At 74.1% G+C, this 11,738-nt stretch carries 10 protein-coding genes; 4 read left to right on the forward strand and 6 right to left on the reverse strand.

Annotated elements, in window-relative coordinates:
- The 5 genes from ACZ6BB_RS31830 to ACZ6BB_RS31850 all read right to left on the reverse strand — a co-directional run bounded on the left by ACZ6BB_RS31830 (position 1) and on the right by ACZ6BB_RS31850 (position 6,460).
- On the reverse strand, positions 1-492 hold the full coding sequence (locus tag ACZ6BB_RS31830; protein ID WP_471618582.1) for a hypothetical protein: 492 nt from the start codon (positions 490-492) through the stop codon (positions 1-3).
- A 252-nt stretch (positions 493-744) separates the two neighbouring features.
- On the reverse strand, positions 745-1,782 hold the full coding sequence (locus tag ACZ6BB_RS31835; protein WP_471618687.1) for a rod shape-determining protein: 1,038 nt from the start codon (positions 1,780-1,782) through the stop codon (positions 745-747).
- 239 nt (positions 1,783-2,021) lie between these two features.
- Positions 2,022-3,473: a carboxyl transferase domain-containing protein gene (locus ACZ6BB_RS31840; protein ID WP_471618583.1), complete on the reverse strand. Its 1,452-nt coding sequence runs from the start codon at positions 3,471-3,473 to the stop codon at positions 2,022-2,024.
- Positions 3,466-5,004: an acyl-CoA synthetase gene (locus tag ACZ6BB_RS31845; protein WP_471618584.1), complete on the reverse strand. Its 1,539-nt coding sequence runs from the start codon at positions 5,002-5,004 to the stop codon at positions 3,466-3,468. The genes ACZ6BB_RS31840 and ACZ6BB_RS31845 overlap by 8 nt, the downstream gene beginning before the upstream one ends.
- Before the next feature lie 52 nt (positions 5,005-5,056).
- Positions 5,057-6,460: an SLC13 family permease gene (locus ACZ6BB_RS31850; protein WP_471618585.1), complete on the reverse strand. Its 1,404-nt coding sequence runs from the start codon at positions 6,458-6,460 to the stop codon at positions 5,057-5,059.
- Positions 6,461-6,714: 254 nt separating this feature from the next.
- On the opposite strand from ACZ6BB_RS31850, the gene ACZ6BB_RS31855 reads away from it, so the two are divergent.
- The 3 genes from ACZ6BB_RS31855 to ACZ6BB_RS31865 all read left to right on the forward strand — a co-directional run bounded on the left by ACZ6BB_RS31855 (position 6,715) and on the right by ACZ6BB_RS31865 (position 9,209).
- Positions 6,715-7,425, forward strand: a complete 711-nt coding sequence (locus ACZ6BB_RS31855; RefSeq protein WP_471618586.1) for a FadR/GntR family transcriptional regulator — start codon at positions 6,715-6,717, stop codon at positions 7,423-7,425.
- A gap of 108 nt (positions 7,426-7,533) precedes the next feature.
- Positions 7,534-8,226, forward strand: coding sequence for a hypothetical protein (locus ACZ6BB_RS31860; protein WP_471618587.1), 693 nt, complete (start codon positions 7,534-7,536; stop codon positions 8,224-8,226).
- Entirely contained in the window at positions 8,223-9,209 is a 987-nt protein-coding gene (locus ACZ6BB_RS31865) for a nucleotidyl transferase AbiEii/AbiGii toxin family protein (protein ID WP_471618588.1), read from the forward strand. The genes ACZ6BB_RS31860 and ACZ6BB_RS31865 overlap by 4 nt, the downstream gene beginning before the upstream one ends.
- Positions 9,210-9,218: 9 nt before the next feature.
- Here ACZ6BB_RS31865 and ACZ6BB_RS31870 read toward each other — a convergent pair whose 3' ends face one another.
- Positions 9,219-10,286, reverse strand: a complete 1,068-nt coding sequence (locus ACZ6BB_RS31870; RefSeq protein WP_471618589.1) for a MerR family transcriptional regulator — start codon at positions 10,284-10,286, stop codon at positions 9,219-9,221.
- 455 nt (positions 10,287-10,741) lie between these two features.
- Here ACZ6BB_RS31870 and ACZ6BB_RS31875 point away from each other — a divergent pair, with 455 nt between their 5' ends.
- Complete coding sequence (locus ACZ6BB_RS31875) at positions 10,742-11,620, forward strand: DUF3152 domain-containing protein (protein WP_471618688.1); 879 nt, start codon at positions 10,742-10,744, stop codon at positions 11,618-11,620.
- Positions 11,621-11,738 lie beyond the last annotated feature (118 nt).

The raw sequence follows: 11,738 nt of genomic DNA on the forward strand, positions 1-11,738 counted from the left end.
TCAGGCGCGGCGCACGCCCGGGCTCCACAGCACCGTCACCGGGACACCCGTGAGGTGGGCGTAGTCGACGATGTCGGCCGTGCCGCCTGGACCGCGGGGAGGGGCGCCGTCCCAGACGGCGATCAGGCGGTCGGCGTGGTCGACGATGTAGCGGCCCGCCGCGTAGTACGCCTCCTCGTGAGTGCGTTCGCGCGTCAGCTCCACGCGTTCGCCGCAGCACTTGAGGAGCCGGCGGTAGGCGGCCCTGACCTCGTCGTCTCCGAGGTGGGCCTCGTAGTCCATGCCGGGGATCACGGCGGTCAGCTGCAGACCGCTCTCCAGGGCGATCTCCGCGAAGAGCTGGTCGGCGCCGGCGGCGAGGCTGCTGAGGGCCCGGGTGGTGGCGGGGCGGCCCCCTAACTCCGCCCGGATGCCGGAGCGGACGGCGGGGAGGGCGGCTTCCGGGATCTCCCGGTGTCCGGTGATACCGATCCGGGTCACGTGGCTTGGCATCCGTGCGCTCACCTCCGTGGCCCGCGTTCCTCCGAGTAACCCTAGCGGCGGGCGACTTCGGCGAGAACGACACAAACGGGTGTTCGGTGGGCGTCACGGGCTCACGGGGGCGACCGCCGGGTGACCGTCATGGCCCCGGCCGCCCCCCGTGCTCCGGGTGCTGCCGCTCCCGGGAGTGCCGGCGGGATGTTTCGGAGAAGCGTTCGCCGGGTGTGCGGGCTGGACGGGGCGCTGGGACGGCGGTGGGACGGGTCAGTCGCCCACCGGATCCAGGCTGATGGGGGCGATGCGACCGTCCAGCATGGCGCCGACCCCGAGGGCGGCACAGACGTCGGGGCGTTCGGCGATGTGGACCGGCATGCCGGTGGCGTGGCGGAGCATCTGGTCGAAGCCGGGGAGCAGGGCGCTGCCGCCGACCATCATGATGCCGCGGTCGGCGAGGTCGGCCACCAGGTCGGGCGGGCAGTCCCGCAGCACCTTGCCGATGCCGTCGACCACGGCGGTGAGCGGGGTCTGGATGGCGTCGCGCACGGCCGCGGTGTCCACCTGCACGGAGCGGGCCAGTCCGGTCGCCACGTCGAGGCCGTGGATCTCGGTGGAGGCGGGGCCGTGCGGGGTGAGGCCGTTGCCGGAGAGGGCGAGCTGGAGCGGTCGTACGGACTGGCTGGGCAGCGTCAGCTCGTGACGCAGACGCAGGTGCTGCACGATCGCGTGGTCGATGGCCTCGCCCCCGACGGGAATCCGTACGGCGCTGACGACCGAGCCGAGGGAGAGGACGGCCAGCTCGGTGGCCCCGGCCCCGCAGACCATGATCATGGTGGCCTCGGGCTGCTCCACGGGCAGTCCGCAGCCGACGGCAGCCGCGATGAGTGTGTCGACCAGCTCCACCCGGCGGGCGCCGAGGCCCACCAGGGTCTCGATCGTGGCGCGCTGGGCGAGCGGGTCCGCGCCGTGCGGGGTGCAGGCGGCCGCGCGCAGCACGGGCTTGCGGCGCAGATTGCGGCGGACCCGGTCGCCCAGCAGCTGACGCAGCATCCGCTGGGCCATCTCGATGTCGACCACCGTGCCGCCGGAGACGGGCCGGACGACCCGGATGTAGTCGGGCGTACGGCCCATCATCCTCTCGGCGAACTCCCCGACGGCGATCAGCGCGCCCGTCCGGATGTTCACGGCGGCCACGCTCGGCTGGTCCACCACCAGACCCGCGCCCTTCACGTACACGCGGGTCCGCGCGGCTCCCAGGTCGACGCCGAAGTGGCAGCGGCGCAGTTGCTCCAGACTGGCGGTCATCGCGGTCATTGCGGATCCTCCCGAGAGCACGGACCGTGCGGGCCCGCCGCCGGTCGGCGGTTCCCTGGTTCCCTTGCATCGTGCGCGGCGCCGGGCCGGGCTGCCCGCTGGGGTGGGCCGGGTGGGGTGCGGCCGGACGGGTGGTTCGGTGACGGCAGGTCAGGCGGGAGCGGCCCGACGGACGCGGGGACACGGGCGGGGAAGGGGCTCGATCGGCTGGGGCGGCCCGGGGGCGGCCGTCAGTTGGGTGGGCGCGCCGTCGCGGGTTCGGCCCCCTCTCGTGGTAGCTCCCCCACGATCCCTCGTACGGCTCCCAGCTCCACCAGGTCCTGGGGGCGCAACCGGAGTTCGTCCGCCGTCGCCCGTGCCAGCTCCTGCGGCCGCTTGAGGATCGACGCCGCCGCCTCCGGCGCGATCACCGAGAAGTAGCTGTCCGGGGTGGCCCAGGTCCGGTCGGGGGCGGCGAGGGCGAGGGCGCCGCCGGAGCCGCCCTCGCCGATGAGGAGGGTCGTGAGGGGCGTGCGGGCCGTGGCGACGGCGGTGAAGAGGTCGGCGATGGCGGGGCCCGCGCCCTGACGTTCGGCTTCGGCGTCGTTCGCGGCGCCGGGGGTGTCGACGAGGGTCAGTACGGGGATGCCGAGGCGGTCGGCGAGGCGGATCAGACGGGCGGCGGTGCGGTAGCCCGCCGGGCGGGTCGGGGTGCCGCACTGGGCCGCGTAGGCGACGGTCCGGCCCTCGTGGGTGCCGAAACCGCACAGCATGCCGGGGTCGGTGCCGCCCGCGCGGTCCCCGCTGATGGCCGTGCGGTGGGAGAAGTAGGCGTCCAGGTAGGCCGCGGCGCGGGGGCGTCGAGGGTGGCGGGCGCGCTGCACGGCTTCCCAGCCGGTGTCGGGGAGGGGCGCCTCATGAGCGGCCGGGGCCGGCCGGGCGGGGGGCCGTGGTGCGTCACGGCCGGTCGTGGCGTCGGCCGTTCCCGGCGTCGGCAGGGCGTGCGGTGGGGGAGCTGGGGCCGTGGAGGGGCTGGTCAGGAGGGTCAGCCAGCGGGTGAGCGTGTCGCGGAGGTCCTGCGGGCGCACGATCGCGTCCGCAGAGCCCGCCGCCACCTGGGACTCGGCCGTGTACGCCGCCGGGTCCGCGTCCGGCGGACGGACCCGGGAGCCGGCGAAGCCGACCTGGGCGCCGGGGAGGGCGAGGACGATGTCGGCGCCGGCGCCGAGGGTGGCCCAGCCGCCACCCGTCGTGGGGTCGCGGAGCACCGCGATCCGCGGCAGCCCGGCCGCACCGGTCAGCGCCGACTCCTGTGCCACGCGCTGCAGTTGGACCAGGGCGCGCATCCCCTCCTGCATACGGCTGCCGCCCGTCGCGACCAGGGAGACGACCGGGAGACGCTGCGCGCGGGCGTACGCGTGCGCCGCCACCAGACGGTCGCCGGTGCGTTCGCCGAGCGAACCGCCGAGGAAGCCGAACTCGAAGGAGATCAGTACGGCCGCCCTACCGCCGATCGCCGCCCGCCCCCACACCACCGACTCCTCCTCCCCGGTGCGCTCGGCGGCGCGGGCGCGGGAGGCGTCGTAGCCCTGCCAGGCGAGGGGGCCGTCGGGGGCGTGGTCCCCTTCGGGCGTGGGGAGTTCGGTGAAGTCGTCCGTCAGGGAGGCGATGGCCTCGCGGGCCGGGACACGCCGGTCACTCATCCGTCTTCAGCGCTCGCTTCATGATCTTGCCCATGTCGTTGCGGGGCAGGGAGGAGAGGTAGTGGACCCTTCGGGGACGCTTGTGGGGCGACAGGTGGGTGGCCACATGGGTCGCCAACTCGCCCGGAGGGGGCGGGGACTGGGGGTCCGCCGGGACGATCCAGGCGACGACGCGTTCGCCGAGGTCGGGGTCCGGTTCGCCGGTGACGGCCGCTTCCCGTACTCCCGGGTGTTCGAGGAGGGCGTTCTCGATCTCGCCCGCGCCGATCTTGTAACCACCGCTCTTGATCAGGTCGGTGGCCTTGCGGCCGACGATGCGCACATAACCGTCCGGGTCGCGCACGGCCATGTCGCCGGTGCGGAACCAGCCGTCGGGGGCGAACGCGGCGGCGGTCGCGTCGGGGCGGTTGAGGTACTCGGTGAAGAGGTTGGGGCCGCGCACCTGGATCTCGCCGACCGACTCGCCGTCGTACGCCGTGAGCGGGGTGCCGTCCTCCTCGACCAGCCTCAACTCCACCCCCGGCAACGGGAGTCCGACCGTGCCGGCGCGGGCCTCGCCGTCGGCGCGGACGCTGGTGTTCATGAGGGTCTCCGTCATGCCGTACCGCTCGATCACCCGGCGTCCGGTGGCCGACGCGATCCGTTCGTGGTCGTGCACCGGCAGCGCGGCCGAGCCGGAGACGAGCAGCCGGGCGCCGCCGAGCGCCTTCGCCAGCTCCGGGTCGGCGGGCAGGGTCTCCGCGATGCGGTGGTACATCGTGGGGACGCCGAACAGCATCGTCGCGCCGGCCGACAGCTCCCGGGCCACCGCGGCCGTGTCGAACCTCCCCAGGTGACGGACCGCGCCGCCGCGCCGCAACGGGCCCAGGACGCCCAGGATCAGGCCGTGGACGTGGAAGAGGGGGAGGGCGTGGACCAGTACGTCGTCGGCGGTCCACTGCCAGGCGTCGGCCAGCGCGTCCAGCGTGGTCGTGATGGCGCGGCGGGGGATGACGGCGCCCTTGGGCGGGCCGGTGGTGCCGGAGGTGTAGACGACGAGGGCGGCGGATTCCTCGTCGGCCGTCTCCTCGGCCATCTCCTCGGCCGGGGCCGGCCGGTCTCCGCCGCCGCGCGCACCGCCGCCGTCACCGCCGCCACCGGCGTAGGCAGCGGTATCGGCATCGGCAGTGACATCGACAGTGACATCGATGCGGTCCAAGTCGCGTACCGGCGGCGGCAGTTCCGCACCCGGCGCGGCGAGTACGAGTGAGGGGGCGCTGTCGCCGAGGATGTGCCCGAGTTCCCGCTCCCCGGACTTCGGGTTCAGGGGTACGGCGGGTACGCCGGCCCGCAGTGCCGCCACCACGGCGACGGCGGTCTCCAGTGTGGGGGTCGCCCAGACGGCGACCCGGCCGCCGCCCCGGACGCGCTCCGCCAGGGTGTCGGTGACGGCCGCGAGTTCCGCGTACGTCAGGGACCGGTCGCCGAAGCGCAGGGCGGGGCGCCCGGGGGTCCGGGCTTCGCCGGTGAGGGCCGGGAAGAGAGAGGACACGTCTCGTACTCCTTGGTTGTCGCCGTCCGAGGTACCGCTACCGCACAAGTGACTACCCGAACCCGGGGACCACCAGCACCAGCCACATCACCGCGGGTACCACGGCCACCACGATGCCTCCGTAGATCATCAGCCGGCGGAAGAAACGCTCGCGGTCGACGTCGGGAGCCGCGGCCAGGACCAGCGCGCCGTTCGTGGAGAAGGGGCTCACGTCCACGACCGTCGCGGACACGGCGAGCGCCGCGATCATGCCGACCGCGCCGATCTCGCCCTGCGCCAGGAACGGTACGGCCAGGGGGATCAGGGCGCCCATGATGCCCACGGACGAGGCGAAGGCGGACACGATCGCGCCGATGTAGCAGAGCAGCAGGGCGGCGAGGAGGGGGATGCCGATGCCGCCGACGCCCTCGCCGGCCCAGGTGATGGTGCCCATCTCGTCGAGGACGCCCACATAGGTGAGGACGCCGCAGATGAGGAGGACCGTGGACCAGGCGATCTGGCCCACCGCCCTGCGGCTGTCGTCCGGCCAGATCGCGCTGAGGACGGCGGCGAGCGTCACCGCGGTGAGACCCGCGTCCAGGTCGAGGACGAGGACCGCGACGACCAGGGCGGCGAGGGAGGCGAGGGTGGCGACACGGGCGGGGGTCAGGGCGGCCTCGGCGGTGGGGTGTTCGGAGTCTCCGGAGCGCTCGGACCACCCGGACCGCTCCGCGTCCTTCGGCCCCTCCGTGTCCTTCGGCCCCTCCGCGTCCTTGGAGTGCTCCGCTTGCTCGGCATGACCGGAGTGCTCGGCATGACCGGAGTGCTCGGCGTGCTCCGCGTGTTCGGCGCCGAGGTCGGCCCGGGGCTGCTTCCACAGTTTCAGGCCGCCGAACAGCACGAACACCACGCCCGCGATGACGAGGTTGGCGATCAGGGAGGTCAGGAAGAGGGCCACCGCGTTGCCCGGGAGGTTCTCGCGTTCGACGATGCCGTTGACGATCGTGCCGTAGATGCTGATCGGCGAGAAGCCGCCGCCCTGGGCGCCGTGGACGACCATCGCGCCCATCAGCAGGGGGCTGATGCCGTACCGCGAGGCGAAGCTCAGCGCGATGGGCGCGACGATCGCGACCGCTGCCGGGCTGACCGCCCCAATCGCCGTGAGCGCGCCGGTGATGAAGAACATCACCCACGGGATCAGCGCCACCCGGCCCCGGACGAGCCGTATCGAGGCGTGCACGAGCCAGTCGGTGGTGCCGTTGGAGCGGGCGATCGCGAAGAGGTAGGTGACGCCGACGAGGACGACGAACAGGTCTGCGGGGAAGCCGGCGAAGATGCCGTCCGCGTCGAGGTCGGCGACGAGTTCGCCCACCCCGAAGGCGGCGGCGAAGGCGAGCGCGCCCATGTTCACGGAACGGGTCGTGGCGATGACGAACACCACGGCGAGAACGAGGATCGAGATGAGTTCGGGGGACATACGGGCTCCCGTCGTTGGGTCCCGGAAACAGAGCAGGAGGGGGCTGGACAAGCGGGGCGGGTGGCCGAGTGGCTGAGCCACTTGCGACTGGGTCAGCGTGGGGGCGTACGGCAGTGGCGTCAAGAGGTCGCGGCGTAATTGGCTCAGCCACTCGGCCACCGGGCCACTGGTGCGCGCCGGTGTTACGCTCCGACGACGAGCGAGGCGGACGAGCGACGCCGGACCACGAGCGATGCCGGACCAGAGGGGGAACCGTGAGCGACGCCCTGCGCCCCATGGCCAGACAGCGGCTCTACGAGCAGGTCCTCGACCGGCTGCGTCAGTACGTGTCCGAGGGTGGCCTGCGGGCGGGGGACCGGCTGCCGCCGGAGCGGGACCTGGCCCAGCGGCTGGGAGTGAGCCGGGCCTCGGTCAAGCAGGCCATCGTGGTGCTGGAGGTCCAGGGCCTGGTGGAGGCGCGGCACGGCGGGGGCACCTACCTCGTCCGCGACAGCCTCGACGTCGAGCCCGTGGACGAGATGGTCGAACGGCGACGGCGGCTGCCCGATGTGCTGGAGGCCCGCGAGGCACTGGAGACGAAGCTCGCCGAACTGGCCGCCGAGCGCCGCACGGAGGACGACCTGGCCGCGATGCGGGACGCGCTCACGCACATGGCCGGGGAGATCGAGCGGGACGGGCACGGCATCGAGGGCGACCGGCTGTTCCACGCGGCGGTCACGGCGGCCGCGCACAGCAGTCTGCTCGCCGAGTTCATGCGGTCCATCGCCGACCAGATCGCCGAGAGCCGCACCGAGTCGCTGCGGCAGCCGGGCCGCCCCGGGCGTTCCCTCACCCAGCACCGGGCCATCCTCGACGCCATCGCCGCCGGGCAGCCCGGGCGGGCGGCCACGGCGATGCGTCGCCATGTGCGTACGGTCGCGAAGGTCCGCCTGCTGGACTGGGACCCGGAGGACTCGGCGCCCTGAGCCCGGCCCCCGGCGTCGGCCCCGGCCCCGCGCCGTTGTCGGTGGTGGTCGGTACAGTCGGCCACCGAGGAGCGGGCGGGCGATGCTCACGGGGAACGCGGGGCTGGGGTGCGGGAGTTCACGGGGGATTTCGAGACCCATCTGACGGTGGTGATCGGTGACGGGGGCGGTGCCGAGGAGCGCGTACGGCGGTGGGCGGAGCGCCACCGGGTCAAGTACACGCGGATCGTGCTCGACCGGGGTGCGGTGCCCGACCAGCCGATGCTGACGGTGCGCGGTGCGGGTTCCCTGTCGGCGCAGCGCGCGGCCGCGTCCGGGTGGGTCGAGCGGCTGGGCGCCGAGGGGTTCGGGGTGGCCCGGGTGAAGATCGAGGCGGCACCGTGGAACGAGGACGTGCCGCCGACCGCCGCCGAGGCCCGTGCGCTGCCTCCGGGCTGCTACTTCGAACACCATGTCAAGCTCGCCCTCTCCGGCGACACTCAGGTGGCGCGGGTACGTGCCCTCGCCGAGCGCCACGCGGCCCATGTGTCGCGCAACGCCCGGCGCGCGGGGGGCGGTTGGGACGGGCGCGGGCACGAGCGGTTCGTCACCCAGCGCTGCCGTGACGTCGGCCGCCCCGAGGCCCGCCGCCGTCTGGACGCCCTCCTCGACGCGCTCGCGCAGGCCGGGTTCAAGGCCGTCGAGGTGGAGGAGGAGTTCGTGGTGCACGACGACCGCCCGGGCCTGGACAGCGGGTGGATCGACGAGGGGCCGCCCGGGCGGCCGGACCTGCCGGCAGTCGTGCGGACGCGGACCTCATGACCCGCTCCGGGCCGTGGCGTGCCGCCCACCGGGCCGTGCTCGACCATCTGCTCCACCTCGTCGCCGACTCGCCGCTGGGGGACGACCTGGTGCTGCGCGGGAGCATGGTGATGCCGGCGTGGGTGGGGGCAGGGGCACGGGAGCCCGCCGACCTCGACTGGATCGTTCCGCGGCCGCTGCTGGTCCCGGTGGACGCCGCGCACCCCTATCCGTACGTGGAGGGGCTGGAGACCGTCCAGCAGTGGCCGGAGGCGGCCGGCGGTGCCGGACGGTACGAGATCTGGACGTTCGAGGAGTTCGACACCGGAGGTCTGCGGCCGGCGGTCCCGCCCGAGGGGCTGCACTGGGTCGTCGAGGCGGAGCCGGAGGAACGCCCGCCGCATCTGGCGGTGCTCGACCTGGTGCGCGAGCGGCCGGTGGCCGCGCCGGGGGTGGTGCTCGACGCGTCCGCCGCCCGTCCCGACGGCACCTGGACCTACACGGAGTACGAGACCCCCGGCACCCGCCTGACCATCCCCTGGGCGGCGGAGGGCCTCCCGCCCGGCGAGGCGAGGCTGGACTTCGCCCGCGACGAGAGGCTCCCGGAGCTTCCCGTGTGGACGGCGATACCGCGTGGCGACGGCTCCGGCCGCACCGTCGTCCGCACTCCCGGCCCCGGCCTGTCCCTCGCCTGGAAGCTCCTGTGGCTGCACACCGACTGCGCCACCGAGGGCCGTGCCCGGGCCAAGGACCTCTACGACGCCGTGCTCCTCGCGGAGGCCGACGTCACCGACCTGTCGCCGCGGCTGCTGCGCGAGGTCTTCCGCCACCGCGCCGGCGGCACGCCGGCCGCGGACGCCCCGCGCCCGGACACCGTCGTCCTGGACTCCGCGGACTGGGCGGACTTCCGCGCCGCCCACCCGTGGGTGCGGGGTACGGCGCAGGAGTGGCTCGAACGCCTGGGCCGGGCGCTGGAGGCGATGCCGCTGCGGGCCGGAACCTAGGGGCTTGCCCTACATTCCCGCCCCGCCCCGCACCACGTCCGCCACCACGCAGCTCACGTTGTCCGGGCCGCCCGCCCCGTTCGCCTCGGTGACGAGGGCGTGTGCCGCGGACCGCGGATCCGGGGCGGCGGACAGGACGCGCCGGATGTCGGGGTCGGGGACGACCGTCGGCAGGCCGTCGGAGCAGAGGAGCCAGCGGTCGCCGGGGTGGGCGTCGTGGAGACGCAGGTCGGGGGCGGAGACGGTCTCGCCGTTGGTCAACGCCTTGAGCAGCAGGGCGGGTTGGGGATGCGTGGCCGCCTCCTCCCGGGTCAGCCGGCCCTCGTCGATCATCGACTGGACGACGGTGTGGTCATGGGTGATCCGGAACAGCTCGCCGTCGCGCAGCAGATACGCGCGGGAGTCGCCGATGTGGACGAGGGCGAGGTGGGAGCCGGTCCAGAGCATCGCGGTCAGGGTCGTGCCGTCGTCGCCGTTCCCCGCGATGCCGCGCACGGCGGCACCCGCGCCCCGCACCGCGTCCTCCAGCAGGTTCAGCACGCTGCCCGCCGGCAGGGTGTCGCGGTCCAGGGCCTTCAGTGCCTCCACGGCGGCCGTGCTCGCGGGGGCTCCGGCCGGGCCGAAGCCGTCGGCGACGGCGAGGACCCGGGAGCCCGCGTAGGCGGTGTCCTGGTTGGCGGTGCGGACCAGGCCGGTGTCGGAGACGGCGGCGTAACGGAGTTCCAGCATCGTGGTGTCCTCCTCGGACGGTTGGGCGAGGTGGTGGACGAGGAAGGCCGCCAGGTCGCGCCGGGTCGCCGTCTCGGCCTCGACCCCGGCCCAGTACGCCCGGATCTCCCGGGCCGCCGGGCCCGGCTCCAGCGCGCACACCGTACGGATGCGGGCCAGCGGCATGCCGAGCCGGCGCAGCCAGGCCACCAGGCGGGCCTGTTCCAACTGCTCGGTGGCGTAGTAGCGGTAGCCGGTGCCCGGGTCCACCCGGGCGGGCCGCAGGAGATCCAGCTCGTCGTAGAGGCGCAGTGCCTTCGGCGACAGCCGGGATGCCTTCGCGAAGGCCCCGATCGTCAGCATCTCCATGGCTCTCCCCGGCTCTCCACGGTGCTCCCTGCCTTCCCGGCTGTGCCCAGGCATGTCCCGGCCTCTCGGCCCGGCGGTTCCTCGTTCCGCGATCGATGCTGGGGCTTCACCGAAGGTGAAGGTCAAGCGTGGTGTGCGAGACCGTGCCGATCATCCGTTATCTTTTCGTGACTGACTCGGCCACATCCGATCACATGCTGATCACACTCTGAAGGAACATGACCGCGCACAAAGCAACACCTTCCGGCGCTCGTACCCGCCGCGGCGGCTCGCCGCGTGTCACCGCGCAAGGTTCGGCCGAGGGGGCGGCCGAGGGCCGGGGCAAGGGCAAGGGCCGGGGCAAGGGCAAGGGTCGAGGCAGGGGCGAGAGCAAGGGCAAGGGCAGGGGCCCGGGGCGCAGGCGCAAGGCCCCCGCGCCACGTGGGAGAGGCCCCCTGTGGGGCGGCCTCGGGGTCGTGACGGTCCTCGGTGTCGCCGGATTCGCGGCGGTGAGCTGGATGAACGGCGGTGCGCGGGAGGTGGCCGCGGAGGCGGAACCCACCCCCTCCGCCGAGTCCCCGTCCGAGCGGTCCCGCCGCTCGTCCGGCCCCGGCTCCGACCCCGCCGATTCCCGTCCCGGCCCCGGCCGGAGTTCCGGTTCCGGTTCCGGTTCCGGTTCCGGCGCCGGTGCGCCGGCGAGCCCCTCCGCCTCCTCCTCCGCCTCTTCCTCGGCCGACCCGTCGCCGGACGGGTCGGCGTCGCCGTCCCCCAGCGGCGAGCCGGTGACGATCCCGGCGACGGGGCCGGGGACGTTCCGCACGGCGCCCGGCGGCAGCGGCAAGGTGGGCAAGGGCACGCCCCTGCGCTACCGGGTGGAGGTCGAGAAGGGGCTGTCGCTCTCCCTCGACGACGTCGCCGACGAGGTGGAACGCGTCCTGGCCGACCCGCGCGGCTGGACCGCCGGCGGCGACCACGCCTTCCGGCGGGTCTCCGGCGGGGCCTTCGACTTCGCCGTCAAGGTCGCGACCCCGGGCACCGTCGACGACGTCTGCGGCGCGGGCGGGCTGGACACCGGCGGCGAGTTCAACTGCAACGTGAACGACGACGTCATGGTCAACCTGGAACGCTGGGAACTGGCGACCCCGGTCTACGCCAAGGACGTCACGGCCTACCGCGCCCTGATCATCAACCACGAGGTCGGCCACTTCCTCGGCGAGGGCCACGTCGGCTGCCCCGGCAAGGGCAAGCCCGCCCCGGCGATGATGCAGCAGATCAAGGGCATGAACGGCTGCGTCCCCAACGTCTGGCCGTACGACAGCAAGGGCCGGGCCCTCACCGGGCCTGCCGTGCCGTGAGCGGGGACCCCGCTCCGCCGTGAGCGGGGTCCACCCGCCGAAACCCCCTCCCTCCTCGGCCCGCGTGGTTGTTAGCCTGCGCCGGAGGCCCCCCGGGGAACACGTCGGGAGGGTCGAG

The organism is Streptomyces sp. NPDC041108, assembly GCF_055592645.1.